Genomic DNA, 25852 nt, shown 5'->3' with positions numbered 1-25852 from the left:
GCTGTTCGGGCTCAGGCCGGATTGAGCGCCGGAACGCGGTCCTCGACCACGAAGGAGGCCGCGGTGCTGACCGGCGCGTCCGGCTTGGTCACGTACGGCAGCACGCGGTAGTCGGCGCGCAGTTCGTCCGCGGTGAACCTGGTGCGGATGTAGCCGCGGCGGTTGCGGTGGAACTTCACGTGCGGGTTCTCGTCGAGCACGGCCTGGTTCGGGTTGTCGTCGCCGTCGCGGCCGCTGGTGACCGAGGTGGTGACCAGTTCGACACCCACGCCCTTCGAGTCCGGCTGCCCGTAGGTCTGTTTGATCTCCGCGGCCCAGTGGCGGTGCACGTCCCCGGTGAGCACGACGCCGTTGCGCACGGCCGAGTGCCCCATCGCGGTGGCGATGCGGTCGCGGTTGACCTTGTAGCCGTCCCAGGCGTCCATGTTGTAGCCCTCGGCCGCGCCGGGGGTGAGGTCGATCTGGGCGAAGAACACCTGCTGGCCGAGCACGTCCCAGCGGGCGCGGGAGGCGTTGAACCCGTCGACGATCCACTTCTCCTGCTCGTCGCCGGTGATCGACCGGGTCGGGGTCAGGCGCTCGGCGCAGTTGGCCTTCACCCCGTCGCCGCAGGCCTGGTTGTCGCGGTACTGGCGGGTGTCGAGCATGTGGAAGGTGGCCAGGTCGCCCCAGGCCAGACGGCGGTAGAGGCGCATGTCGATGCCGTGGGGGCGGGCGGTGCGGCGCAGCGGCATGTTCTCGTAGTAGGCCTGGAAGGCGGCCTTGCGGCGGGCCAGGAACGCGGCGCCGGGGGTCTGGGAGGAGTCCTCGGGGACCTCGTCGGCCCAGTTGTTCTCGGTCTCGTGGTCGTCCCAGACCACCAGCCAGGGCGCGGTCGCGTGGGCGAGCTGCAGGTCGGGGTCGGTTTTGTACTGGGCGTGGCGCAGGCGGTAGTCGGCCAGCTGGATCGTCTCCGGGCCGAGCACCTTGCGGACCTCGTTGGCGCCCGCGGCGTACTCGTACTGGTAGTCGCCGAGGTGCAGGATGAGGCCGGGCTCGTCCTGGGCGAGGTGGCGGTACGCGGTGAAGTAGCCCTGGCCGTAGTGCGAGCAGGAGGCGAAGCACATGGTCAGATCGCTCATCTGGCCCGGTGCGGGTGCGGTGCGGGTGCGGCCGACCGGGGAGATTTCGGAGCCGGTGCGGAAGCGGTAGAAGTACTCGGTGCCGGGGGCCAGGCCGTCGGCCTCGACGTGCACGCTGTGCGCGGATTCCGGGCTGGCCCAGGTGCGGCCGTGGCGGACTAGGTCGGTGAACTTCTCGTCCTTGGCGATCTGCCACTCGACGACCTGGCCGCGCGCGGGCATGCCGCCGAGACCGTCCTCGGCGACGGGGTTGCGGGCGAGGCGGGTCCAGAGCACGACACTGTCCGCGTAGGGGTCGCCGGACGCGACGCCGAGGTTGTACACCGCGCCGGGCGCGGCGGCGAGGCCCGCGCCGGGGGAGGCGACGGCGCGGGCGAGCCCGGAGGCGCCGAGCGCGGCCAGGCCGAGCGCGCCGGCGCCGCCGAGCAGGACGGAACGCCGGGAGGGGGTGCTCATCGACACGATGACTCCTCAACAAGGTGGTGGGGACCGGCTGTCGCCCTCGATCGCACTTCGCCGGTGCGGAACGGGACAACCATCCGGAGTGACCACCCGGTGAATTCCTTTCGCGTCCGTTGAGCGGAGACTTCGACAGCTCTGGACGGATTGCGACAGCCCGTGACACGACCTAGGCTGTGGTCAGGAGCGTGACGCCGTGGGCGGCACGCGAGTCGTGAAGCCAGGTGCACCTGGGGCAGACCAGGACCCTGGCTTCGCGCATGTCAGCAGCCGGTCGGCACGTCGATCTCGTAGACGCACGATTCCAGCGGCGCCCACTGGGCGTGGTTGCCGTCGAGCCGGGAACGCACCGCGCCCGCGACTATGTCGGCAGACCAAAGCAGCGGCTCATCACCACCGCGCCGGTGTTCGATCCGGAAGGCGGCTTCCGCGGGCAGGTCCCATCGCGCGCCCTGCACGGTGCGGATGTCGCGGAGATCCAGTTCCCGGGTGCGAGCCTCGGCGATGAGTCGGGTGACGCCTGCGCTGTGCAGTTCCATCACCAACCGGTGCAGGCACCGCGCCCTGGCGCGTTCCTGGCGTCGAGGTGGCACCGGGGTGCCCACGGTGACCACGTGGAGTTCGTCGATGTCGGCGACGCGCTTGGCCGCATCGAGGCGTTGGGCGGAGTCCATCTCGTTCCAGTGCAGTTTGCCTGTCCGCCGGTTGCCGCGTAGGCCGAGCAGCAGGGTGCGGATCTCGGCATGCCGGGCGGCGGGCATCATCGCGGCGGCGATCACGTAGAAGCCCGCGCCGTCCACTTCGCGGAACGATTCGTCGGCGAAGGCCTGGCACTCGAGCACTGGCCAAGGGTAGGGCGGGACCACGCGCTCACCGCCGAGGACGCGCGGAACAAAGCCGCCGGTGGGTGCCGTTGCACGGGGAGGTGGGTGCGGTCAAGGGGACCCTCCTTGCGCGACTAGCACTCACGTGGCTAGAGTGCTAATTGCACGGCACCGCACACGCCCCGGCACCCGCGACGGCGGGGGTGGTAGGAGTCGTAAACCTGAAACCTGCCAACGCTTTCTTTCGACCCGTGGAGGTCAACCCGGTGAGCGTGAACATCAAACCGCTCGAGGACAAGATCGTTGTCCAGACGAGCGAGGCCGAGGAGACGACGGCCTCCGGTCTGGTCATCCCCGACACCGCTAAGGAAAAGCCCCAGGAGGGCAAGGTTCTGGCCGTGGGCCCGGGCCGGATCGACGACAAGGGCAACCGCGTCCCGGTGGACGTCAAGGAAGGCGACGTCGTCATCTACTCCAAGTACGGCGGCACCGAGGTCAAGTACAACGGTGAGGACTACCTGATCCTTTCCGCTCGCGACGTGCTGGCCGTCATCAACTGACGACCGCTGCGCAGCGCATGACGCCCCGGGGCCCCGTTAGACCGGGGAGCCGGGGCGTCTTTGTGTTCTAACCACTCGAAAGGTAAGCGGAAAACGCTATGCCCAAGCAGATCTCTTTCGACGAGGACGCTCGTCGCGCGCTGGAGCGCGGAGTGAACAAGCTCGCCGACGCGGTCAAGGTCACCCTCGGCCCGCGCGGCCGGCACGTCGTGCTGGACAAGAAGTTCGGCGGCCCCACCATCACCCTCGACGGGGTCACCGTCGCTCGCGAGATCGAGCTGGACGACCCGTTCGAGAACCTGGGTGCCCAGCTGGCCAAGAACGTGGCCACCAAGACCAACGACGTCGCAGGCGACGGCACCACCACGGCCACCGTGCTGGCGCAGTCCCTGGTGAAGGTCGGCCTCCGCAACGTGGCCGCCGGCGCCAACCCGACCGCGCTCGGCCGCGGCATCGAGGCCGCCGCGGACAAGGTCGTCGAGGTCCTCAAGGCCAAGGCCACCCCGGTCAAGGGCCGTGACAACATCGCCCAGGTCGGCACCGTGACCTCGCGCGACGCCAACATCGGCGCCCTGCTCGGCGAGGCCGTGGAGCGGGTCGGCGAGGACGGCGTGATCACCATCGAGGAGTCCTCGACGCTGGCCACCGAGCTGGTGATCACCGAAGGCGTGCAGTTCGACAAGGGTTTCCTGTCGGCGCACTTCGCCACCAACCCCGAGGAGCAGCGCGCGATCCTCGAGGACGCCTACATCCTCATCCACCGCGAGAAGATCTCCGCGCTGGCGGAGCTGCTCCCGGTGCTGGAGAAGGTCGTCGAGGCCAAGAAGCCGCTGCTGATCATCGCCGAGGACGTCGACGGCGAGGCGCTGTCCACCCTGGTGGTCAACTCGCTGCGCAAGACCATCACCGCGGTCGCGGTGAAGGCGCCGTTCTTCGGTGACCGCCGCAAGGCCTTCCTGGACGACCTCGCCACCGTCACCGGTGCGGAGGTCATCTCCGCCGAGGTGGGCCTGAAGCTGTCCGAGGCCGACCTGAGCTCGCTGGGCAAGGCCCGCCGCGTCGAGGTCACCAAGGACTACACCACCATCGTCGACGGCGCGGGCACCAAGGCCGACCTCGAGGCGCGGACCGCGCAGATCCGCAAGGAGATCGAGACCACCGACTCCGACTGGGACCGCGAGAAGCTGCAGGAGCGGCTCGCGAAGCTCGGCGGCGGTGTCGCGGTGATCAAGGTCGGCGCGGCCACCGAGACCGAGCTGAACGAGCGCAAGCACCGCATCGAGGACGCGGTCGCGTCCACGAAGGCGGCCGTCGAGGAGGGCATCCTGCCCGGCGGTGGCTCGGCGCTGGTGCACGCGGTCAAGGAGCTGGAAGGCGACCTCGGCCTGACCGGTGACGAGGCGACCGGCGTCCGCATCGTGCGCGACGCGCTCACGGCGCCGCTGCACTGGATCGCCACGAACGCCGGCTACGAGGGCGCGGTCATCGTGTCCAAGGTCAAGGAGCAGAGCTGGGGCCAGGGCTTCAACGCGGCCACCGGTGAGCTGACCGACCTGCTCGCGGCCGGCATCGTCGACCCGGTCAAGGTCACCCGGTCCGCGGTGGCCAACGCCGCCTCCATCGCCCGGCTGGTCCTCACCACGGAAAGCGCCGTGGTCGAGAAGCCCGCCAACGACGAGGGCGACGGCGGCCACGGTCACGGCCACTCGCACTAGTCACACCCGCACGACCCGGAAGGGGCGGCATCCCACGCGGATGCCGCCCCTTCTTTTTGTCCGCTTTGCCCGGTCATGCTTTAGCGGGCTAAAGATGGACGCCCTGGTCAGGCGTTGGTTCCGGAGTCGACGGTGACGGCGGAGCCGGTGAGGAAGCGGCCCGCGTCCCCGGCCAGGTGGGCCACGGTGGCGGCGATGTCCCCGGCCTTCATGTACTCGCCGTAGGCCGACAGCGCCCGCTGCGCGTCGGAGTGGTCGCCGTCCACCGGGTTCATGTCGGTGTCCGTCGAGCCCGGCTGCACCAGCACCGCGGCGATGCCCCGCGGCCCCAGGTCCCGCGCGAGCCCCCGGTTCAACCCCAGCAGCGCGGACTTGCTCGCCGAGTACAGGCTCAGCCCCGGCCACGGCACCCGTTCCGCCAGGTTGCTGCCGATGGTCAGGATCCGCCCGCCCTCGCCCATGTGCCGCACGGCCGCCTGTGCCGCGACGAACACCGCCCGCACGTGGATGGCGAAGGTGCGGTCGATGTCCTCCACGGTGATCTCCTCGATCGTCCCGGTGGGGAAGATGCCCGCGTTGTTCACCAGGATGTCCAGCCCGCCCAGCGCCTCGGCGGCCTGGTCGACCGCGGTGCCGACAGCGGCCGGGTCGGCGCTGTCGGCCTGGATGGCCAGGCTCTTGCGCCCCAGGCCCTCGATCGCCGTGGCCACCGCCGCGGCCTTGTCCGGCGCGCTCGTGTAGGTCAGCGCCACGTTCGCGCCCTCGGCGGCCAGCCGGGTCGCGATCGCCGCCCCGATTCCCCGGCTGCCCCCGGTGACCAGTGCCGACTTGCCGTCCAGTGTGCTCATGCCCACTCCTAATCTGTATCGGTCGATACATAAAAGCGGTGCGTACGATGGGGCGTCAAGGGATTTTGTATTGGTCGTTACAGAAGGTGGGCCATGTCACCTCGGGGCCGTCCGCGCGCGTTCGACCGGGAGACCGCGTTGCGCGAAGCCATGTACGTCTTCTGGCGGCGTGGCTACGAGGGCGCCTCGATCGGCGACCTGACCGGCGCGATGGGCATCAACCCGCCCAGCCTGTACGCGGCCTTCGGCTGCAAGGAGGCGCTGTTCCGGGAGGCCGTCGAGCTGTACGGCCGCACCCACGGCGGGCTGACCGGCAAGGCGCTGGCCGAGGAGCCGACGGCACGCGCGTCGATCGAGCGCATGCTGCGGGACAACGCGCGCGGCTTCACCTCACCCGATCTGCCGTCCGGCTGCATGGTGGTGCACGCGGGGACCAACTTCGCCGCGGCCAACCAGGGCGTGCACGACTTCCTGGTCGAGCAGCGCCGCGGCAACCACGGGTCCATCCTGGACCGGATCCGCCGTGGACAGTCCGAAGGCGACCTTCCGGTCGAAGCGGACGCCGACGCGATGGCGCTGTTCTACGAGACGATCCTCTATGGACTATCCGTGCAGGCGCGCGACGGGGTGACCGCGGAGAGCCTCAAATCCGTGGTGGACTCGGCGATGCTCGCCTGGGACACCTTCGCGCGCGGCCGGGAATGACGAAGGCGCCTCCCCTGGCGGGGGGAGGCGCCTTCGTCGGACCGTCTCTTCAGGACCCGGACAAGCTCAGCGAACGCTTGCCCGCCTTGAGGATGTTCTCGCGTTCGGACTCCGAGAGCCCGCCCCAGATGCCGTAGGGCTCGTGCACCGCCAGCGCGTGCCTGCGGCACATCTCCAGCACCGGGCAGGCCTGGCAGATGGCTTTCGCCCTGGCTTCTCGTCTCGCCCTGGCCGGGCCTCGTTCCCCGTCGGGGTGGAAGAAGGAACCGCTGTCCATCCCCCGGCACGACCCCTCGAGTTGCCAGTCCCACACATCGGCGTTGGGGCCGGGGAGCCTGCGCGTGTCTGCCATCGTGACCGCCTCCGCTGTCCGGGTTTTCGCCGCCGGAATCCGCAGTTCCTACAACGCTCGCTACTCCATTCGGTGCAACGGGCGTAACGTTAGAAGCGCGCCAATACTTGTTCAAGAGATCCGGCCTGATTCAGCCTTTAGGCATCCCCCGGAGGTGTGAGCGGGCCCGAAGTCCCGGCTTGCCACCCCTCTGACCGGCCGGGATATTGGGCGGAGTGGGATCAGCGGGAGACTCAGGTCACGCGGCGGGCCAACCGGGAGAGCCCGCCGCGGGTGAGCCCGATCCCGGAGAACCCAGCTTGCCCGTGGCGTCGGTCGCGCGGCGGCTCGGCGTCGCCCCCGCCACGCTCCGGACCTGGGACCGGCGCTACGGCCTCGGCCCCAGCCACCACGTCGGCGGGCGGCACCGCCGCTACGGGCCGTCGGACATCGGCCGCCTCGAACTGATGCAGCAGGCGCTGCTGCGCGGCACGTCCACCGCCGAGGCGGCGCGTTATGCGCTCGAGCGCATGCCGAAGTCGCCCGAACCGCCGCCACAAGCTCCGACCCCGCCGTCACGGGACCACTACGCGCCGATCCTGTCCGCGGAAGCCGAGGAACCCGACCCGGGGCTGTCGCGGCTGGCGAGGCGGCTGAGCACGGCGGCGCTCGCGCTCGACTCCCGCGCGGTGCAGCGGACGCTCGCCGAGGTGATCGGCCAGTCGGGCGTGCTTTCGGCGTGGTCGGGCGTCATCCAGCCGGTGCTCGCCGCGCTCGGCGAGCGGTGGCGGGGCAGTGGCACCTCGGCCGGCGCGGAGGTCGAGTACCTGCTCGCCGACGCCGTGCTCGCCGCCCTGATCCGCGCCACCCCGGTGCTCGCCGAGCCGCGCAACCACCGGCCCGTGCTGCTCTCGTGCGTGCCGGAGGAGCGGGACGGGCTGGCGCTCTACGCCCTCGCGGCCGAACTGGCCTGCCGGGGCGTCGGCACCCAGCTGTTCGCGACGCCTTTGCCCGCGGAAGTGCTCGCGGTCGCCGTCCGGCGTGGGGCGCCCGCGGCCGTGGTGCTGTGGTCGCGGCGATCGGGGGCAGCCGACCCCCGGCTGTTCTCGCGGGTCACGCGCGGGCGCCAGCGGAGCCGCCTGTTCGCCTGCGGGCCCGGGTGGGACGCGGCGGGCCTGCCGCCGAAGGTCGAACTGCTCGGCGACCTGACCACCGCCGTCGACCGCGTCGAGTACGTCCTGCTCGGTTCGCGAGACTGACCGGGTGGAAGAACTCCTGAGACAGGCCGCTTTCGGCGACGACCCCGCGGCCGGCAGGCTTTTGCGGGCAAAAGCAGCCGGGGGGTCCGGACGGGTGCGGTTGCTGGCCGGGATCGTGGCCGGGGCCGAGGGGCGGTATGCCGCCGCCGCGACGTTGTTCGAGCAGCTCAGGGGCGGTGCCGACCGGGTTGTCGCGGCGCACGCGGCGGCGGCGTTCGCCGCGCACCGGCGGCAACTGGGCGGGCACGCGGCCGCGCTGGCCTTCGACGGTATGGCAGTGGCCTATGCCACTATCGAACTCGGAAAGTCCGCCGCCGGTGATCCGGACGGGCTGGACGCCGCCGGCGCACTGGCCGATGGCCTCCTCGGACTGGCCGCCGACAACCTGGGCCTGGGCAGACTCGGGGCCGCCAAGCTTCTGCGGGCTAAAGCATTAACGGGCATTTCGGGCATGGGGGAGGGGGCGTGGCGTGCTCGGGTTCGTGCGGGCTGGGTGGGCGCGGAGATCGAGTTGGCCGCCGGGAGCGCCGCCGCGGCGGTCGCGCCGGCTCGGGAGGCGGCCGCGCTGGCCAAGGAGCGCGGGGCGGTCCGGCACGGGATCAAGTCGGATCTGGTGCTCGGAGCGGCCCTCGCGGCCGCCGGGGCTTCCGCTGACCGGGAGAAAGCACTCGATCTGGTCCGAAACGCCCGGTTGGGGGCAGAAAAATACGAACTTCGCTCACTTATCTGGCCTGCCGCCCTCATTTCCGCGGATTTGCTTCCCGCGAATGGCGCGCTGTATCGATCCAGAGCGGATACAGTGTTGCACGCAGTGTTACTACGCGCAGACCCTGGGGGGAGACGGCTTGCACGGGAATCACCCTGGGTGCCGGTGTAGCCCCGGAGTAGGCGGAAACGGCTCCGCTGGCTCGACGGCGCACAGGCATACCGACATCCGGGCTAGCGACTTTCAAAAAAAGCCACCGGATCGTGTCAAGGTGGGGCCTAAAGCGTCCGATAGGGGATATGGAATGTCACCCGGCTGCAGGAAGGAAACCCCGTGACGACGGTCTTGATCTGCGACGACCGACGCAGTGTCCGCGAAGGGCTAACTCGCGTGATGTCTGCTGTTCCAGGGGTCAGTCGCATCGACTGCGTAGCGCACGGTGACGAGTTGCTGGCCAGGTACTCCCGGCAGCCGGTGGACGTCGTGCTCGTCGGTACCCAGCGCGCGGTGCCGACCGGGGTGGAGGCCACCCGACGGCTCGTCTCCGCGAACCCCCAGGCGAACGTCATCGTGTTCGGCGCCCCCGACGACGCCGGCAGCATCGCCGCCGCCATCGCCGGTGGTGCCCGCGGCTACCTCCGCTGGGACGCGTCCCGGCCGGAACTCGTCGCCGCACTGGCCCACACCCTCGCCAGCACCTCGGTGCCCGCGCCACGGCAGCCATCGGACCCCGGTGTCCAGCTGACCGAGCGCGAGTTGCAGGTGCTGCGCGGGATGAGCCAGGGCAAGAGCAACGGCCAGATCGGCCGTGAGCTCTATCTGTCCGAGGACACCGTGAAAACCCACGCCCGCCGGCTGTTCCGCAAGCTCGGCGTGCGCGACCGCGCGCAGGCCGTCGCCCACGGCTTCCGCCGCGGCCTGGTGTCCTGACCCGCACAGATCGCCGCTCTCCCCACCCCACCGGTCGCCAGCTGTCCGGCTTCCTCCTTCTCGTCGGCGGAGGACGCCGGACATTTTGTGCTCACGTGTAACACCACCGCCCCCTCCTTCGTCTATGTTGTTGAAAATTGAAGGACCGGCGGCGGTGCGGTCCGGCTCGTCCGCGAGGCGCGCCGAAGAAGACCGTGAGCAAGCGCCAGCGATGCCGGACGGTACGGTGGGTGTCACCGGCGTGAGGGATGTCGAAATGCCGCACGCCGGGCTCTTTGCACGCCTATGACGTAACACCGGGACTGTTGTCTGCGATGGCCAATGTGGGGGATGGACTGGACGAGCCAGTCGCCGCCGCTGTCGAGGGAGACCCCCAGGCAGTAGGGCGGCTGCTGGCCGCTATCCGTCCCCTTGTGGTGCGGTATTGCCGCGCCAGAGTCGGTAGACAGGAACGTTCGTTCGCTTCGGCGGACGATGTTGCGCAGGAGGTGTGTCTCGCGGTGCTCACGGCATTGCCCTCGTACCGTGATCAGGGGCGCCCCTTCCTGGCGTTCGTGTACGGGATCGCCCAGCACAAGGTGGCCGACGCGCATCGCGCGGCGGCTCGCAACCGCGCCGAGCCGGTGGCCGAGGTCCCCGACGAGGTCGAAGTCGGCGTCGGCCCCGAGCAGCGCGCCCTCCAGGGCGAGCTGAACCAGCGCATGGCGCAGCTGCTGCAGGTCCTGCCCGACAAACAACGTGAGATCGTCGTCCTGCGCGTGGTCGTGGGGCTCTCGGCCGAGGAGACCGCCGACGCGGTGGGCTCCACGCCGGGTGCGGTCCGCGTGGCCCAGCACCGCGCGCTCGCGCGGCTCCGCAAGGTACTGGCCGCTGAGGAGGTGGTCTGAGTGACCGAACGCGAAGGTAGGCGCGAGCTCGACGGCACGATGGGCGAAGAGCCCGGAACCCTGCCCGACCTGCCCGACCTGTCCGCCGTGCAGGCGGACGACGCGTTGCTCGACGCACTGGGCGGATCCGATCCCCAGGTCGCCGACGCACTCGGAGACCAGGAACTGAACGCGCTGCTGCTCGCCTGGCGGCGTGACATCGACAGCCAGCCCATTCCCGAGCTGATCGACACCGACGCCGCGGTGGTCACCGTCAAGACGGCCGCGCTGGCGCACAAACACGGCAACCGCGGGCGCAAGCGGCGCCTGCTGGTCCCGGTGGCCGCGGCCGCCGCCGTGCTCACCATCGCCTTCACCGGCACCGGGCTCGCCGCGCGCGACGCCCAGCCCGGCGACACGCTGTGGGGCCTGACCAAGGTGCTCTACGCCGATCACGCCCGCTCGATCGAGGCCGCCGCCGAGGTGCGCAGCGAGCTGAACGCGGCGGACATCGCGATCAGCGAGGGCAGGCTGGACGACGCCCGCAAGGCACTCGACGACGCGCAGGCCGCACTGCGGCAGGTGTCCGTCGAGGACAACCTCGACCAGCTGATGGCCCAGCACCGCCAGCTCAGCGCCCGCCTGGACAACCCGGTGACCGACGCGCCGAACAACCCGGGCACCACCGCGCCGGGCACGTCGCAGACGGGCACTTCGCCGACCGGGGCCCCGCCGCCGGAGAACCAGCCGCTCCCGCCGACGGACATCCCGACCACGGTGCTGCCGCCGGACAACACCGCGCCGACCAGCAACCCGCCCGAGCCGTCCACCCCGCCGACCTCCACGACGGAGATCAGCTCGGGCGGCGGTTCGGAACCGAACACCGGCACCGGTGGCAAGCAGGGCAACTCCGTCGAGGGCGAGGCCCCCGCGGGCACGCCCTGACCCGAACACCCGCAAGACCCCGAAACACGAAAGAGGCCCCCGGCACGAGCCGGGGGCCTCTTTCGCAAGGCTGGATCAGTAGGCGCTTTCGGTGGTCGTGACCCCGTCGGCGAACCCGCGGCAGTAGTCCCAGCTGACGTAGTCGGCCGGGTTCGGGTCGAACGCGGGCTCGTGCGGGCGCATGCGCCCGTCGTTGAGCAGCTGTTCGAGGCTGGCCCGGAGCAACTGCCAGTCGTGGTAGTGGGGCTGGTCGCATTCGCCGCAGTCCACGACGATGCCCCGCACGCCCCGGGGGGCGAGCAGGGCTTGGTACACGGCCAGATCGGACAGGTCGGCGAGCAGTTCGGTGCGCTCGTCGGCGGTGATCGGCTCGGTCACGTCGTCATCGAGCCCGGCGACCTCCCTGGCGGGATCGTCCGGGTCGTCGGCGAACGGGTCTGGGGGCAACACGTCGTGCGGCACGCGCTGCACGGTACCGGGCGGGCCCCGGGTCGCGTCCAGATACCATCGTTTCCAGCGCGCCGAGTCGCTTCTGCCCACCCCTCACCCGCGCCAGGAAGGCCAACAGCCAGCCATGACCGAGCACTCCGCCACCTTCCCGACCAAGTTCGCCATGCTCGGGCTGACCTTCGACGACGTGTTGCTGCTGCCTGCCGAGTCCGACGTGGTGCCCAGTTCGGTCGACACCACCACCCGGCTCTCCCGCAACGTCAACCTGCGCGTCCCGCTGGTCTCCGCCGCGATGGACACCGTCACCGAGGCCAGGATGGCCATCGCGATGGCGCGCCAGGGCGGCATGGGCGTCCTGCAGCGCAACCTGCCGATCGACGAGCAGGCCACCGCGGTGGAGGTGGTCAAGCGGTCCGAAGCGGGCATGGTGACCGATCCGGTGACCTGTTCCCCGGAAGACACCCTGGCCGAGGTGGACGCCCTGTGCGCCCGCTACCGCATCTCCGGTGTGCCGGTGACCGACGCCGCGGGCACGCTGGTGGGCATCATCACCAACCGCGACATGCGGTTCGAGGTGGACCACACGCGCCCGGTCAGCGAGGTGATGACCCGCACGCCGCTGGTCACCGCGCAGGTCGGCGTGACCGCCGACGCCGCGCTGGGCCTGCTGCGCCGCCACAAGATCGAAAAGCTGCCCATCGTGGACGGCGCGGGCAAGCTGCGCGGGTTGATCACGGTGAAGGACTTCGTCAAGACCGAGCAGTTCCCGAACGCCACCAAGGACACCGACGGCAGGCTGATCGTCGGCGCGGCGGTCGGCGTCGGCGCCGACGGGCACCAGCGCGCGATGGCGCTGGCCGACGCGGGCGTGGACGTGCTGATGGTGGACACCGCGCACGGGCACTCGCGGGCCGTGGTCGACACGGTGGCGCTGCTGAAGAAGGAACTCGGCGACACCGTCGACGTGGTCGGCGGCAACGTGGCCACCCGGGCTGGGGCGCAGGCGCTGGTCGAAGCGGGTGCGGACGGCGTGAAGGTGGGCGTCGGCCCCGGCTCGATCTGCACCACGCGCGTGGTCGCGGGCGTCGGTGTGCCGCAGATCTCGGCGATCTACGAAGCCGACCAGGCCTGCCGCCCGGCGGGTGTGCCGGTGATCGGCGACGGCGGCATCCAGTACTCCGGTGACATCGTCAAGGCGCTGGCCACCGGGGCCTCCACGGTCATGCTGGGCAGCCTGCTGGCCGGCACCGCCGAGGCCCCCGGTGACCTGATCCTGGTCAACGGCAAGCAGTTCAAGACCTACCGCGGCATGGGCTCGCTGGGCGCGATGCAGTCGCGTGGCGCGGCGAAGTCGTACTCCAAGGACCGCTACGCCCAGGACGACGTGCTCTCCGAGGACAAGCTGGTGCCCGAGGGCATCGAGGGGCGCATCCCGTTCCGCGGCCCGCTGTCCACTGTGGTGCACCAGCTGGTCGGCGGCCTGCGCTCCGGCATGGGGTACGCGGGTGCCCGGACCATCGCCGAGCTGCAGGAGGCGCAGCTGGTGCGGATCACCGCGGCCGGGCTGAAGGAGAGCCACCCGCACGACGTCACGATGACCGTCGAGGCGCCGAACTACACCACCCGCTAGCGCCGGTACCGGATTCGGTGCCAGGATGGGGTGCCCGCCGCCTGGGACGTTCCAGGAGGCATGTTCATGCGGCGACTGCTCCCCATCCTGCTGATCCCCGCGCTGCTGGCCCTCGCGCCGCCCGCGCAGGCGGATCCGGCGTTCTCGGTGATGACCCCGGCGGACACCGTCGCGTCGCGGACCGACCGGCGGCCGCTGGCCGGTGGCGTCCACGACCCAGCTGCCGGTGTGACCTTCATCTCGTGGTCCGGGGTGAACGCGGACACCTACGTCCAGGCCTATGACCACGCGAGCGGCGACTGGACCCCGCCGAAGCTGGTCGCCGGTGGCGAGGCCGATCCGCACAACTACCCGACCATGGTGCTCGCCGACGACGGGCACCTGTTGATCTTCCGCGGCATGCACAACAGCCGGACCTTGCTCAGCCGGGCGCCGGGCCCGCATTCGCTCGACGGTGAGTGGACGCACACCGAACTGCCCGAGGGCGACGCGGCGAGCTACCCGATGCCGGTGAAGACCGCGCGCGGCACGCTGGTGCTGTTCTACCGCGAGACCACCCGTGAGCTCGATCCCAGCGCCCCGACCGACTTCCGCCCGATGAAGTACCTGATCTCACGGGACAACGGCCGGACGTGGAAGAACTCGGTGCAGCTGACCGGCAAGGAGTTCGCGCTCGGCTCGAAGGGCCGGGCGGACCACATGGATGAGGTCTACGTCGGGCAGATGCGGTACGAACCGGGCTCGTTCGGCAGGCCGGAGCGCGTCCACATCGTCTACACGCTGGCGGGCGGTGGTCCGGACCAGCACCTGCACGACTACTACCACCGCAACATCTACTACGCGTGGTTCAACCCGGCCGGCCTGCGGTTCCACGCCGCGGACGGCCGTGACCTCGGCACCCAGGTCGACGACGCCGAACAGGAGCGGTACCTCAAGGTCGCCGACACCCCGCTGGAACGGCCCGCCGGGCTGAAGTCGCCGGACTACATCCAGCAGGTCGGTTTCGGCGCCGACGGCAAGCCGTTCGTGCTGTGGTTCCAGTTCGGCCAGACCGGCGACCCGCTCGACCACGTGGCCAGGTGGACCGGTTCGGCGTGGGAGACCCGGCAGGTCGCGAATGGACTGCGGACCCGGGAGATCGAACCCGCCGGGCAGGGGAGCTGGCGGGTCTACGCCACGCGTGACGGCAAGCCGGACATCGAGACCTACCTGCTGTCCGGATTGGACTGGCGGGCCGAAGCGGTGATCCCCACGCCGAAGCCGGTGCAGCGGGTGGAGGTGATCACCGGTTTCCGCGATCCGGCGCGGATTCTGGCCACCGGCGCGTCGAGCGCGCGGGAGGTGAGCGTGGCCGACGGCGACATCTACGTGGCAGGCACGGTGGCCGGCGCGCCGAACTGACGCCCCCCGCGTGCCGGCGCCGAGCCCGCTCGACACAATGTGCGCTGGAACATCGTGTTCGAGAAGGGACGTCACGTGCGGGATCTGGTCGAGATCGGAATGGGCCGTACCGCTCGGCGGGCGTACGACCTCGACGACATCGAGATCGTGCCCTCCCGGCGCACTCGGTCGTCCAAGGTGGTTTCCACCTCCTGGAAGATCGACGCCTACCAGTTCGACCTGCCGCTGGTGACGCATCCGACGGACGCGATCGTCTCGCCGGGCACCGCGGTGGCGGTCGGCGAGCTGGGCGGGCTCGGGGTGCTCAACGCCGAAGGGCTGTGGGCGCGCCAGCCGGACGTCGAAGAGGCGATGTTCCGGATCGTGCGGGCGGCCGAGGAGGGCGACGGCGACCCGACCGCGCTGAGCCGCGTGCTGCAGGAACTGCACGCCGCGCCGATCCGGCTCGACCTCATCTCCGAGGCGATCCGGACGGTGCGCGAGGCGGGCGTGACGGTGGCCGCGCGGGTGAGCCCGCAGCACGCCGCCGAGCTGACCCCGGACCTGCTCGCCGCCGGCGTGGAGATCCTGGTGGTGCAGGGCACGATCGTCTCCGCCGAGCACGTGGTGCGCGACGGCGACCCGCTGAACCTCAAGCAGTTCATCGCCGACCTGGAGGTGCCGGTGATCGCCGGTGGTGTCGGCGACTACCGGACCGCGATGCACCTGATGCGCACCGGCGCGGCGGGCGTGATCGTCGGGCACGGCGCCACCCCGGGCGTGACCAGCACCGACCGGGTGCTCGGCATCGGCGTGCCGATGGCCACCGCGATCATCGACGCCGCGGCGGCGCGGCGCGACTACCTCGACGAGACCGGCGGCCGGTACGTGCACGTGCTCGCCGACGGCGGCATCAGCGTCTCCGGGGACATCGCCAAGGCGATCGCGTGCGGCGCGGACGCGGTCATGCTCGGCGCGCCGCTGGCGGCCGCGTCCGAAGCACCTGGTCAGGGCCTCTATTGGACGGCCGCGGCGGCGCACCCGTCGTTGCCGCGTTCGCGCGTGGCGGCCGGTCCGGACTACGCCGTGGACCTCAAGACCCTGCTGTTCGGGCCGTCTTCGGACGCCGAAGGTGTGGTCAACCTGTTCGGCGCGCTGCGGCGGGCGCTGGCTAAGACGGGTTACTCCGACCTGAAGGAGTTCCAGAAGGTCGGCCTGACCATCCGGAACTAACCTGCCGGTAACTTACTGGTAGTCAGGAAGCAGTCCGCGGGCTATGGTTTTACCTGTGACTGCTCGTAACACCACCACGGACTACGACGTCGTAGTGGTCGGCTCGGGGTTCGGCGGCAGTGTCGCCGCGCTCCGGCTGACCGAAAAGGGCTACCGGGTCGCGGTGATCGAAGCGGGCCGCCGCTTCGCCGACGACGAGTTCGCGAAGACCTCATGGGACGTGCGGCGCTACCTGTGGGCGCCGCAGCTCGGGTGCTTCGGGATCCAGCGCATCCACCTGCTCAAGGACGTGATGGTGCTGGCGGGCGCCGGGGTCGGTGGTGGGTCGCTGGTCTACGCGAACACGCTGTACCGGCCGCTCAAGCCGTTCTACAACGACCGGCAGTGGGCGCACATCACCGACTGGGAGTCGGAGCTCGCGCCGCACTACGACCAGGCGAGCCGGATGCTGGGCGTGGTGACGAACCCGTCGGTCACGCCGTCCGACGAGGTGATGCAGAAGGTCGCCGCGGACCTCGGCGTCGCGGAGTCGTACCACCCGACGCCGGTGGGGGTGTACTTCGGTGAGCCCGGCAAGCGGATCGCCGACCCGTACTTCGGTGGTGCCGGCCCGGCGCGGACCGGGTGCACGGAATGCGGTTCGTGCATGACCGGGTGCCGCGTCGGTGCGAAGAACACGCTGGTCAAGAACTACCTGTACCTGGCGGAACAGGCCGGGGCGAAGGTGCTGCCGCTGACCACGGTGACCGGGCTGCGCGAGCGCGCGGACGGCTCGTTCGAGGTCGACCTGCGCAAGACCGGGAAGGTCTCGCCGCGCTTCCGGACCACGATCACCGCGGGCAAGGTGGTGCTCGCGGCCGGGACGTGGGGCACGCAGAACCTGCTGCACCGGATGAAGGACACCGGCGCGCTGCCGCGGCTGTCCGGCAGGCTCGGGGAGCTGACCAGGACGAACTCCGAGGCGATCATCGGCTCCGGGCGGCCCACGGTGGACCCGGCGCACGACTACACGCGCGGCGTGGCGATCACGTCGTCGATCCACCCGGACGAGACCACGCACATCGAGCCGGTCCGGTACGGCAAGGGCAGCAACCTGATGAGCATGCTGCAGACCATCGCGACCGACGGCGCTTCGCCGGTGCCGCGGTGGCAGCAGATGGTGCGCTTCCTCCTGAAGCACCCGATCCAGTCGGCGAGACTGCTCAACGGGTACCGGTGGAGCGAGCGCACGGTGATCCTGCTGGTGATGCAGAGCCTGGACAACTCGATCACCACCTACACCAAGCGCGGGCTGTTCGGGCGGCGGAAGTACACCTCGAAGCAGGGGCACGGCGAGCCGAACCCGACGTTCATCCCGGCCGGGCACGAGGCGAACCAGCGCACCGCCGAGCACATCGACGGCATCGCGGGCGGTACCTGGGGCGAGGTGTTCGACATCCCGCTGACCGCCCACTTCATCGGCGGCGCCCCGATCGGCACGGACGCGGACTCCGGCGTGATCGACCCGTACCACCGGGTCTTCGGCCACCCCGGTCTGTCCATCGTGGACGGTTCGGCGATCACCGCGAACCTGGGCGTGAACCCGTCGCTGACCATCACCGCGCAGGCGGAGCGGGCCATGTCGTTCTGGCCGAACAAGGGCGAGCCGGACGCACGCCCCACCCAGACGGAGCCCTACCGCCGCCTACCCGCGGTCCCCCCCACCTCCCCCACCGTCCCAGCCCACGCCCCCGGCGCCCTACACCTCCCCCTCACCTAACCCCCCCCACGCCCCCACGTTCACGCCCCGAACTCCACGTTCAGGCACGCGAGTCCCACGTTCAGGCACCCGAACTCCACGTTCGTGCAGCCGAACTCCACGTTCGGGCACGCGAACCCCTCGTTCGGGCACCCGAGTCCCACGTTCAGGCACTTGAGTTCTGCGCTGGCGGGCGCAGGCTTCGTGATCGTGCAGCCGAATTTCACGTTGGCGGGGCCTGAGGTCCACGGTTCAGGCATCCGAGTCGGACCTTCGTGCGCCCGAGTTCTGCGTTCCTGCAGGCGAGTTCGGCGTTGGCGGGCGTGAACCCCACACTCAGGCAGCCGAGTCCCACACTCAGGCACCTGAGTCCCACGTTCGGGCGGCCGAGCTTCACAGTCAGGCGCTCCCGAGTGTGGAACTCGCGGGCGCGGGTGTGGGGTTCGGCTGCACGAACGTGGAGTTCGGCTGCCTGAGCGTGGGTTTCGCGCGCGCCCGGATGCGGGGTTCGACCGCGCGAGTTTGAGATTTGCGCACCTGAGTGTGGAGTTCCGCTGCTTGAGCGTGGGACTCGGCTGCGCGAACGTGAGGCTCGGCTGCGCGAGTGTGAGGTTCGGCTGCCTCAACGTGGAGTTCGACTGCGCGAACGTGGGACTCGGCTGTCTGAGTGTGGGACTGGGCTGGATGGTCGTGGGGTTCGGCGGTGCGAGTTCGGGGTCCGCGCACCTGAGTGTGGGGTTCGGCTGCGTGAACGTGGGGTTCGGGTGCGTGAGTGTGGGACTCGGCTGCGTGAACGTGGGGTTCGGGTGCGTGAGTGTGGGACTCGGCTGCGGGAACGTGGGGGTCGGGTGCGTGAGTGTGGGGTGGGGTTAGGGGGTGTGGCCGGAGCCTAGGCAGATGAAGGGGCGGCGCAGGGGGTCGACGCCGACGGCGTCGGCGAGGGCGGTGGCCGGGGCGACGTTGGCGGCGAGGGCCCGGTGGTAGTCGTCCATGGCCGCGGCGGCGGGGTGGTCGCCGACCCGGCTGGCGGCGGCGACCACCGTGTGCGTGCCGCTGGCCAGCAGGGCGCCGGCGAACCCGAGCGCCTCGTCACCCGGTCTGATCAGGTTCAGCGCGAGTTCGCACGCGGCCAGCACCACCTGCCGTGGCGGTCTCCGCAGCGCGGCCACCTCGTGCGCGAACAACGCCCCGTCGGCCAGCTCCAGCCGCGAGAACAGGGCGTTGTCCGGTTCGTGCGAACCGTGCGCGGCGATGTGCGCCAGGTCGACGCCGTCCAGCGCGTCCAGCACCGTGCGCACGTCGGCGTGGTCGGCGGCGAACTGCGTGGCGTGCCGGTGGTGCGCCGCCAGCTTGTCGATCTCCCCGGTCGCCGCGAGCAGGTTCGGGCCGCGCACCAGCACCGTGCCCGAGGTCTCCGTCTCCGGCCGTGACGCGGCCAGCCACGCCGTCGCCGACGGGGCCACCACGATCGGCCGGTACCGCATCGAGCCCAGCACGTTCCACGGCACCGCGTACAACGTCCCGGTCGGCACCAGCACCACTTCGCGGTCGTCGAGGAACTCCAGCAGCGGCCGCATCAGCTGCGCGTCGAGCAGGTCGGCCTCCTTGCGCGCCGACGCCGAGATCGCCTGCAGCAGCGGCTCCGCCAGGTGGTCCGGCGCCATCGCGTTCAGGTCGGCGTGCAGCCGCCGCGTCCGTTCCGCGGCCCGGCGCGCCGAACCCAGCCGGACGATCCGCACCCGGCCGTCGGACACCACGACCGCGAGCAGTTTGTCCCCGGAGGCCGCGAAGCTGATCAGCACCCGGGCACCGAGCTGGACCGCGACCTCCTCGACCGTGGCGACCGGCCGCGGCCGCCCCCAGCGGGTCGCCGCGTGCCAGCCCAGCCGGGTCGCCGCGTGCTGCAGTTCGTTGTAGCGCGCCTGCAGCCCGGCCACCGGCCTGCCGTCCAGTTTGGCCTCGCGCAACGCGTGCCCGACGTGCCGGATTTCCGCGATGGACTCGACCAGCTGCGTGTTCTCCAGCCCGGAAACCTGCTCGTACCGGTACATCTGCGCCCGCGTGCGCTCCAGCCAGTTGAACAGCTGACGCGCCTCGGTGGCCGACTCGCCGCCTTCGAGCACCAGCCGCATCGCCAGATCGCCCAGTTCCTGACCGTGCAACGCGGTGCCGGACACCATTTCCAGCCCGCCCATGCGGTCGCGCGCCTGCCCCAGTTCGGTCAGCCCGGCGCGTGCCTGCGCGAACGCCTTGCGCCGGTTCCCTTGCGCGGCAGCCAGTTCCGCCTTGCACAGGCGCAGCAGCATGCGGTGTTCCAGCGGGGTGTGCGGTTTCGGGCGTGGCACACGACGCAGCAGATCACCCGCCTTGCCGACCCGGCCGCGGCGCACTTCCAGTTGCGCGGCAAGGGTTCTGGCGAGTGCGGCGTCCTCGCCGAGGCGCAGTTCGGACAGTCGTCCGGCCAGCCGTCCCGCGGTGGACACCAGCGCGGCGGGCACGCGGCCGGTGTTCAGCGCGCGCATCGTGCGCACCCGCAGGCCGAGCAACTCCGCGACGGTGGCCCAGCCTTCCGTCCCGCGCCGCCGCATCCGCCGCTGCGCGGAACCCGCTAGTTGTTGCGCGGTAGGCAGATCCCCTTCGAGCAACGCCGCCGCGGCCCGGAAGAGCTCGGCCTCACCGAGGTCCTGGCCGACGCGCTGCCGTCGCATCTGCGGCAGCACCTCGTCCAGGTGCCGCCCGGCCTCCATCGCCAGCCCGGCGCTGAGCAGCGCCTGCGCCTGGTCGATCCGCAGCCGGTAGAGCATGTCCGGGCCCAGGTCGAGGTAGGCGCGCTCGGCCTCGCCGTAGTGGTGCAGCGCCTGCGGGAGGCGGCCGAGCCGCTTCTCCAGATCGCCCAGCATGTGCTGCAGGTACGCGGTTTTCTGCGGGAAGTCGTACTCGGCGGCGAGTTCGCTCGCGTAGTCGAGGTCGCGCCGGGCTTCGGCGAGCCTGCCCAGGATGACGAAGGACAGCCCGCGGTTGCTGACCGAGGCGACCAGCGCTTCGGTCAGGCGTTCGCGGTCGTCCGTGGAGCCGGCGAGCAGTTCGCGGCGGTGCGCGATCGCCGAATCCATCAGCGGCAGGCTGTCCTCGTCACGGCCCGCCCTGGCCAGCAGGGTGCCGTGGATGTGGTCCATGAAGCCGCGGAGTTCGGTCTGCGCCGGGCCTTCCGGCAGCTCGCCCAGTCGCGGGCGGACCGCGTCGAGGCGCGCGAGGCCGTCGGAAACCGTGCCGAACTCGGCTTCGGAGTAGGCGAGGCGGATCCACAGCTCGATGTGCAGGGCGAGCCAGCGGGAGTCGGCATCGGCGGAGATCGTCTCGAGCAGGGCGAGACCGCGCCGGAACAGGCGCATCGCTTCGCGCTCACGGCCGGCGTGCCGGATCCGCACGGCCGTTTCGTGCAGCTCACCGACCTGGCCCAGTACCGCTTCGCTGGCACGGGAACGCCGGTGCCGCCGGGTCGCTCCGGAAGCTTGGGGGGCGGCCACTCGACTATCAGACCACATGAGGCTCGCAGACGAAGTCCGCCGGGCGGGGGGTCCCGCCCGGCGGAAGACTACGGCGTTCGCCCTAGGACGCCGGCGTGCTGGTGTTGCGCGGGCCCTGGGTGGTCGGGTTCGTGCTGGTGTTGCGGGGCCCCTGGGTGGTGGGGTCGGTGCTGGTGTTGCGCGGGCCCTGCGTGCTCGGGTCGGTGCCGGTGTTGCGCGGTCCGTCCGGCGTGATGTCGGTGTTGCGCGGACCGTCCGGAGTGGTGTCGTCCGACTCCGGGACCAGCTCCTCGGTGGGCGTGCTCATCCTCAGTTTCCTCCCTCGTGATTGCGCCGCTCGTCGGCGCAGCCAACCTTTTCCGTGCGTCACAACGGATTACTCAAGTGCGACGCTGGGTGTCCGGATCCGGTTCCCCCCAAGGAACCTTGGCTGAAGGTACCCCACGTATGGAGGTATGGGAATTACTTAGCGCACTGCCTTATTGCTGTATTAGTCCTAAAGGGTGAGGTTGGTCAGGACGGTCACCTTCTCCTCGGTGAGGTCGGCCATCGCCGCGGGCACGCCTTCGCGACCCCGGCCGGAGCCCTTCACCCCGCCGTAGGGCATCTGGTCCGCGCGGTACGAAGGCACGTCCCCGATGATCACCCCGCCGACTTCCAGTTCGGCCGAAGCGCGGAAGGCGAGCTGGACGTCGCGGGTGAAAACCCCTGCCTGCAACCCGTATGGGGAATCGTTGACCGAGTCGAACGCGGCTTCGGCGGAATCCACCACGGAAACGACGAGCACCGGGCCGAACACCTCTTCCGCCCACACCTTCGCCTCCGGTGACACGTCGTTCAGCAACGTCGGTTCGACGGTCGCGCCGTCCCGCCCGCCACCGGCGAGCACCCGCGCGCCGCCCTCGACCGCTTCACCGATCCAGGTAACGATTCGCTCAGCGGCAGCCTCGTCCACCACCGGGCCGACTTCGACCTCGGTGTCGTACGGGTCGCCCGTGCGCAGGGCGCGCACGGCGTCGATCAGCGCGGGCACGAACTCGTCGGCCACGGCGCGTTCGACGATCACCCGCTGCACCGAGATGCACGACTGCCCGGCCTGGTAGTTGCCGAAGGTGGCGATCCGCCGCGCGGCCCCGGCGAGGTCCGGCCAGTCGGCCAGCACCACGGCCGCCGCGTTGCCGCCGAGTTCGAGCACCACGTGCTTGCGTGCGGCGGCGTCGGCGATCGACCAGCCGACCGGGCCGGAGCCGGTGAACGACACCACCGGCAGCCGCGGATCGGCCACCAGCGCCGAGGTCTCCTCGTTTCCCAGTGGCAGCACGGAAAACGCGCCGTCGGGCAGGTCCGTCTCGGCCAGGATCTCCCCGAGGACCAACGCGGACAACGGCGTGCGCGGCGCCGGTTTGACGATGATCGGCGCGCCGACCGCGAGCGCCGGGGCGACCTTGTGCGCCACCAGGTTCAGCGGGAAGTTGAACGGCGCGATCGCCAGCACCGGCCCGCGCGGCACCCGCCGCACGAGCGCCAGCCTGCCTTCGCCGCCTTCGTCGGTGTCCAGCCGCTGCAGTTCGCCGTCGAACCGGCGGGCTTCCTCCGCGGCGATCCGGAACACCGAGATCGCCCGGCGCACCTCGACTTCCGACCACTTCAGCGGTTTGCCGCTCTCCGCGGTGATCACCTCGGCGAGTTCCTCGGCGCGTTCGGTGAGCGCCCGCGAGACGTGCTCGAGCACCGCGGCGTGCTGGTGCGCGGGACGGCGGCGGAACTCCGCGGCCACCGCCGCCGCCTTCGCCACCGCCCGTTCGACCTGCTCCGGGCCGGGCACGGCGACCGTGGCGACCTCGAGGCCGTCGAACGGGTGCGTGACCTCCAGCGTGGTGGCGCCCTGTTCGGGCAGCCCGGCGATCCAGGCCGGGCGGGGTTCCGGGGTGAAGGCCTCCTCGGTCACGCGATCAGCACCTTGAGCGCGGTGCGGTCGGCCATCGCCTGGTACGCCTCGGGAACCTGCTCCAGCGACATCGTCACGTCGAAGACCTTGCCGGGCTCGACGCGGCCGTCGAGCACGTCCGGCAGCAGTTGCTCGATGTAGTGCCGCGCGGGTGCGACACCGCCGGTGATGGTGATGTTGTTGCCGAAGACGTACCGCCCGATCGGGCCGTCGGAGTACTGCGGCACGCCGACCCGGCTGATCCGCCCGCCCGGGCGCACCACACCGATGCCCATCTCGAACGCGGGCTTGGTGCCGACGCATTCGAGCACGGTGTGCGTGCCCGAGCCGCCGGTCAGCTCGCGCACCTTCGCGATGCCCTCCTCGCCGCGTTCGGCGACCACGTCGGTCGCACCGAACTCGCGGCCGAGATCGGTCCGCGCCTGGTGGCGGCCCATCAGGACGATGCGTTCGGCGCCGAGCCGCCGGGCGGCCAGCACCGCGCACAGCCCGACCGCGCCGTCGCCGATCACGGTCACCGTTGTGCGTTCGCTCACGCCCGCGGTGACCGCGGCGTGGTGCCCGGTGGAGAACACGTCGGACAGGGTCAGCAGCGACGGCAGCAGCGCGGTGTCCTCGGTGTTCCCGGCCACTGGCAGCTTCACCAGCGTGCCGTCCGCCTGCGGCACGCGGACCGCCTCGCCCTGGCCGCCGTCGACGTCGTTCACGCCCCAGTTGCCGCCGTTCCGGCACGAGGTGTGCAGGCCTTCGCGGCAGAACTCGCAGGTGTTGTCGGAGTAGACGAACGGCGCCACGACCAGGTCACCGGCCTTGACCGTGCGCACCTCGCGGCCCGCCTCCTCGACCACGCCGAGGAACTCGTGCCCGATGCGCTGTCCCTGCTCGGTGGCCTCACGGCCGGCGTACGGCCACAGGTCGCTGCCGCAGACGCACGACCGGAGCACCCGCACCACCGCGTCCGACGGCGTGCGGAGCACCGGGTCCGGCACGTCCTCCACACGGACGTCGCCCGCTCCGTAGATCAGCGTGGCTCGCATCCCCGTCCTTTCCTCGAAGTCATCACCTGCGACGATAGTGGTCGACGAGAAGGAGGTCGGCGAGTGAACAGCAGCACCGGGCCGGTGCTCGTGGTGGACTTCGGGGCGCAGTACGCCCAGCTGATCGCGCGGCGGGTCCGCGAGGCGCAGGTCTACTCCGAGGTGGTACCGCACACCGCCGCAGTCGACGAGCTGCTGGCGAAGAACCCGGCCGCGATCATCCTTTCGGGTGGACCGTCCAGTGTGTACGAAGAGGGCGCGCCCGCGATGGACCCGGCGCTGGTCGAGGCGGGTGTGCCGGTGTTCGGCATCTGCTACGGCTTCCAGCTGCTGGCCAGCGCGCTGGGCGGCACCGTGGAGGCGACCGGGGTGCGCGAGTACGGCCGCACCGAGGTCAAGGTCACCGGCGACGGTGGCGTCCTGCACGAAGAACTGCCCACCCGGCACCCCGCGTGGATGAGCCACGGCGACAGCGTGACCAAGGCACCCGAGGGCGCCGTGGTCACCGCGACCTCCGAAGGCGCCCCGGTCGCCGGGTTCGAGAACACCGAGCGCCGGATCGCCGGCGTGCAGTACCACCCGGAAGTGGGACACTCCCCGCACGGGCAGGAGGTGCTGCGCCGGTTCCTGCACGACATCGCCGGTATCCGTCCACAGTGGACTACCGCGTCCATTGTAGAGGAACAGGTCGCGAAGATCTCCGCGCAGGTGGGCGACGGCCGGGCGATCTGCGGGCTGTCCGGTGGGGTGGACTCCGCGGTGGCCGCCGCGCTGGTGCAGCGCGCCATCGGCGACCGGCTCACCTGCGTCTTCGTCGACCACGGGCTGCTGCGGGCCGGGGAACGCACCCAGGTGGAGCGCGACTTCGTCGCCGCGACCGGGGTCAACCTGGTCACCGTGGACGCGCGCGAGCGGTTCATGGCCGCGCTCGCCGGGGTCACCGACCCCGAGCAGAAGCGCAAGATCATCGGCCGCGAGTTCATCCGCGTGTTCGAGCAGGCCGAGCGCGACCTCAAGGCCGAGGGCGACTACCGGTTCCTGGTGCAGGGCACGCTCTACCCGGACGTGGTCGAGTCCGGCGGCGGCGCGGGCACCTCGAACATCAAGAGCCACCACAACGTCGGCGGACTGCCAGAGGACCTGGCCTTCGAGCTGGTCGAGCCGCTGCGGTTGCTGTTCAAGGACGAAGTGCGCCGGGTCGGGCTGGAACTGGGCCTGCCGGAGACGATCGTGCATCGGCAGCCGTTCCCCGGGCCGGGGCTGGGCATCCGGATCATCGGCGAGGTCACCCCGGAGCGGCTGGCCACGCTGCGCTCGGCCGACGCGATCGCCCGCGAGGAACTGACCGCGGCCGGCATGGACCGCGACATCTGGCAGTGCCCGGTGGTGCTGCTGGCCGACGTGCGCAGCGTCGGCGTGCAGGGCGACGGCCGGACCTACGGGCACCCGGTGGTGCTGCGGCCGGTGTCCAGCGAGGACGCGATGACCGCGGACTGGACGCGCCTGCCGTACGAGGTGCTGGAGCGGATCTCGACGCGGATCACCAACGAGGTGGCCGACGTTAACCGCGTGGTGCTGGACGTGACGAGCAAGCCACCGGGCACCATCGAATGGGAGTAAGCACCGCGCAGCGGTTCCGT

22 protein-coding genes are annotated in these 25852 nt (G+C 70.8%); 13 read left to right on the top strand and 9 right to left on the bottom strand.

Going from position 1 to position 25852, the window contains the following annotated elements:
- Positions 1-11: 11 nt before the first annotated feature.
- Together L3Q67_RS06905 and L3Q67_RS06900 are read right to left on the bottom strand one after the other, a co-directional pair.
- On the bottom strand, positions 12-1577 hold the full coding sequence (locus tag L3Q67_RS06905) for an alkaline phosphatase D family protein (protein WP_499188741.1): 1566 nt from the start codon (positions 1575-1577) through the stop codon (positions 12-14).
- Between the two features lie 266 nt (positions 1578-1843).
- On the bottom strand, positions 1844-2422 hold the full coding sequence (locus L3Q67_RS06900; RefSeq protein ID WP_499188740.1) for a hypothetical protein: 579 nt from the start codon (positions 2420-2422) through the stop codon (positions 1844-1846).
- A 248-nt stretch (positions 2423-2670) separates the two neighbouring features.
- Between L3Q67_RS06900 and groES the strand changes: the two genes are divergently transcribed.
- Positions 2671-2964, top strand: a complete 294-nt coding sequence (gene groES, locus L3Q67_RS06895) for a co-chaperone GroES (RefSeq protein ID WP_026360373.1) — start codon at positions 2671-2673, stop codon at positions 2962-2964.
- Positions 2965-3062: 98 nt separating this feature from the next.
- Positions 3063-4679: a molecular chaperone GroEL gene (gene groL / locus L3Q67_RS06890; protein WP_499188739.1), complete on the top strand. Its 1617-nt coding sequence runs from the start codon at positions 3063-3065 to the stop codon at positions 4677-4679.
- Positions 4680-4786: 107 nt separating this feature from the next.
- On the opposite strand, the gene L3Q67_RS06885 is transcribed toward groL, so the two are convergent.
- Positions 4787-5527, bottom strand: a complete 741-nt coding sequence (locus tag L3Q67_RS06885) for an SDR family NAD(P)-dependent oxidoreductase (RefSeq protein WP_499188738.1) — start codon at positions 5525-5527, stop codon at positions 4787-4789.
- A 93-nt stretch (positions 5528-5620) separates the two neighbouring features.
- Here L3Q67_RS06885 and L3Q67_RS06880 point away from each other — a divergent pair, with 93 nt between their 5' ends.
- The gene (locus L3Q67_RS06880) at positions 5621-6232 is read left to right on the top strand and encodes a TetR/AcrR family transcriptional regulator (RefSeq protein WP_499188737.1); all 612 of its coding nucleotides are present in this window, start codon (positions 5621-5623) and stop codon (positions 6230-6232) included.
- A 49-nt stretch (positions 6233-6281) separates the two neighbouring features.
- Here L3Q67_RS06880 and L3Q67_RS06875 read toward each other — a convergent pair whose 3' ends face one another.
- Entirely contained in the window at positions 6282-6584 is a 303-nt protein-coding gene (locus L3Q67_RS06875; protein ID WP_209664080.1) for a WhiB family transcriptional regulator, read from the bottom strand.
- A 305-nt stretch (positions 6585-6889) separates the two neighbouring features.
- On the opposite strand from L3Q67_RS06875, the gene L3Q67_RS06870 reads away from it, so the two are divergent.
- From L3Q67_RS06870 to L3Q67_RS06850, 5 genes are all read left to right on the top strand, one after another.
- Entirely contained in the window at positions 6890-7822 is a 933-nt protein-coding gene (locus L3Q67_RS06870) for a MerR family transcriptional regulator (protein WP_499191453.1), read from the top strand.
- Positions 7823-7826: 4 nt separating this feature from the next.
- Positions 7827-8699 carry a hypothetical protein gene (locus L3Q67_RS06865; RefSeq protein WP_499188736.1) on the top strand — a complete coding sequence of 291 codons (873 nt, stop codon included), beginning with the start codon at positions 7827-7829 and terminating at the stop codon, positions 8697-8699.
- Positions 8700-8861: 162 nt separating this feature from the next.
- Entirely contained in the window at positions 8862-9458 is a 597-nt protein-coding gene (locus L3Q67_RS06860; protein WP_003073605.1) for a response regulator transcription factor, read from the top strand.
- Positions 9459-9772: 314 nt separating this feature from the next.
- The gene (locus L3Q67_RS06855; RefSeq protein WP_499188735.1) at positions 9773-10345 is read left to right on the top strand and encodes a sigma-70 family RNA polymerase sigma factor; all 573 of its coding nucleotides are present in this window, start codon (positions 9773-9775) and stop codon (positions 10343-10345) included.
- On the top strand, positions 10346-11269 hold the full coding sequence (locus tag L3Q67_RS06850) for an anti-sigma-D factor RsdA (protein WP_499188734.1): 924 nt from the start codon (positions 10346-10348) through the stop codon (positions 11267-11269).
- A 75-nt stretch (positions 11270-11344) separates the two neighbouring features.
- On the opposite strand, the gene L3Q67_RS06845 is transcribed toward L3Q67_RS06850, so the two are convergent.
- Entirely contained in the window at positions 11345-11740 is a 396-nt protein-coding gene (locus L3Q67_RS06845; RefSeq protein ID WP_162788698.1) for a DUF5319 domain-containing protein, read from the bottom strand.
- A gap of 103 nt (positions 11741-11843) precedes the next feature.
- On the opposite strand from L3Q67_RS06845, the gene guaB reads away from it, so the two are divergent.
- From guaB to L3Q67_RS06825, 4 genes are all read left to right on the top strand, one after another.
- The gene (gene guaB / locus L3Q67_RS06840) at positions 11844-13349 is read left to right on the top strand and encodes an IMP dehydrogenase (protein ID WP_499188733.1); all 1506 of its coding nucleotides are present in this window, start codon (positions 11844-11846) and stop codon (positions 13347-13349) included.
- A 66-nt stretch (positions 13350-13415) separates the two neighbouring features.
- On the top strand, positions 13416-14750 hold the full coding sequence (locus tag L3Q67_RS06835) for a BNR-4 repeat-containing protein (protein WP_499188732.1): 1335 nt from the start codon (positions 13416-13418) through the stop codon (positions 14748-14750).
- A gap of 75 nt (positions 14751-14825) precedes the next feature.
- Positions 14826-15962, top strand: a complete 1137-nt coding sequence (locus tag L3Q67_RS06830; RefSeq protein ID WP_499188731.1) for a GuaB3 family IMP dehydrogenase-related protein — start codon at positions 14826-14828, stop codon at positions 15960-15962.
- 55 nt (positions 15963-16017) lie between these two features.
- Positions 16018-17721, top strand: a complete 1704-nt coding sequence (locus L3Q67_RS06825) for a GMC family oxidoreductase (protein ID WP_499188730.1) — start codon at positions 16018-16020, stop codon at positions 17719-17721.
- Between the two features lie 848 nt (positions 17722-18569).
- Here L3Q67_RS06825 and L3Q67_RS06820 read toward each other — a convergent pair.
- The 4 genes from L3Q67_RS06820 to L3Q67_RS06805 all read right to left on the bottom strand — a co-directional run bounded on the left by L3Q67_RS06820 (position 18570) and on the right by L3Q67_RS06805 (position 24212).
- On the bottom strand, positions 18570-21227 hold the full coding sequence (locus L3Q67_RS06820; protein ID WP_499188729.1) for a CHAT domain-containing protein: 2658 nt from the start codon (positions 21225-21227) through the stop codon (positions 18570-18572).
- Positions 21228-21309: 82 nt separating this feature from the next.
- Entirely contained in the window at positions 21310-21534 is a 225-nt protein-coding gene (locus L3Q67_RS06815) for a hypothetical protein (protein ID WP_209664088.1), read from the bottom strand.
- Between the two features lie 189 nt (positions 21535-21723).
- Positions 21724-23175, bottom strand: a complete 1452-nt coding sequence (locus L3Q67_RS06810; protein ID WP_499188728.1) for an aldehyde dehydrogenase family protein — start codon at positions 23173-23175, stop codon at positions 21724-21726.
- Complete coding sequence (locus L3Q67_RS06805) at positions 23172-24212, bottom strand: zinc-dependent alcohol dehydrogenase family protein (protein WP_499188727.1); 1041 nt, start codon at positions 24210-24212, stop codon at positions 23172-23174. The genes L3Q67_RS06810 and L3Q67_RS06805 overlap by 4 nt, the downstream gene beginning before the upstream one ends.
- A 63-nt stretch (positions 24213-24275) precedes the next feature.
- Between L3Q67_RS06805 and guaA the strand changes: the two genes are divergently transcribed.
- Entirely contained in the window at positions 24276-25832 is a 1557-nt protein-coding gene (guaA, locus tag L3Q67_RS06800; protein ID WP_499188726.1) for a glutamine-hydrolyzing GMP synthase, read from the top strand.
- The last annotated feature ends 20 nt before the right edge of the window (positions 25833-25852 follow it).

Origin of the sequence: Saccharothrix sp. AJ9571 (assembly GCF_021725495.1) — a bacterium.
Taxonomy (GTDB): domain Bacteria; phylum Actinomycetota; class Actinomycetes; order Mycobacteriales; family Pseudonocardiaceae; genus Amycolatopsis; species Amycolatopsis magusensis.
Note: the sequence above shows the minus strand (reverse complement) of the source record. Positions and strands in the feature narration are given on the sequence as shown.

Bases quoted from the DNA above. Each gene is read 5' to 3' on its own strand.
- L3Q67_RS06805 (WP_499188727.1), bottom strand. From the start codon at position 24,212: ATGCGAGCCACGCTGATCTACGGAGCGGGCGACGTCCGTGTGGAGGAC.
- guaB (WP_499188733.1), top strand. From the start codon at position 11,844: ATGACCGAGCACTCCGCCACCTTCCCGACCAAGTTCGCCATGCTCGGG.
- L3Q67_RS06885 (WP_499188738.1), bottom strand. From the start codon at position 5,527: ATGAGCACACTGGACGGCAAGTCGGCACTGGTCACCGGGGGCAGCCGG.
- groL (WP_499188739.1), top strand. From the start codon at position 3,063: ATGCCCAAGCAGATCTCTTTCGACGAGGACGCTCGTCGCGCGCTGGAG.
- L3Q67_RS06815 (WP_209664088.1), bottom strand. From the start codon at position 21,534: ATGAGCACGCCCACCGAGGAGCTGGTCCCGGAGTCGGACGACACCACT.
- L3Q67_RS06875 (WP_209664080.1), bottom strand. From the start codon at position 6,584: ATGGCAGACACGCGCAGGCTCCCCGGCCCCAACGCCGATGTGTGGGAC.
- L3Q67_RS06905 (WP_499188741.1), bottom strand. From the start codon at position 1,577: ATGAGCACCCCCTCCCGGCGTTCCGTCCTGCTCGGCGGCGCCGGCGCG.
- L3Q67_RS06855 (WP_499188735.1), top strand. From the start codon at position 9,773: ATGGCCAATGTGGGGGATGGACTGGACGAGCCAGTCGCCGCCGCTGTC.
- L3Q67_RS06835 (WP_499188732.1), top strand. From the start codon at position 13,416: ATGCGGCGACTGCTCCCCATCCTGCTGATCCCCGCGCTGCTGGCCCTC.
- L3Q67_RS06880 (WP_499188737.1), top strand. From the start codon at position 5,621: ATGTCACCTCGGGGCCGTCCGCGCGCGTTCGACCGGGAGACCGCGTTG.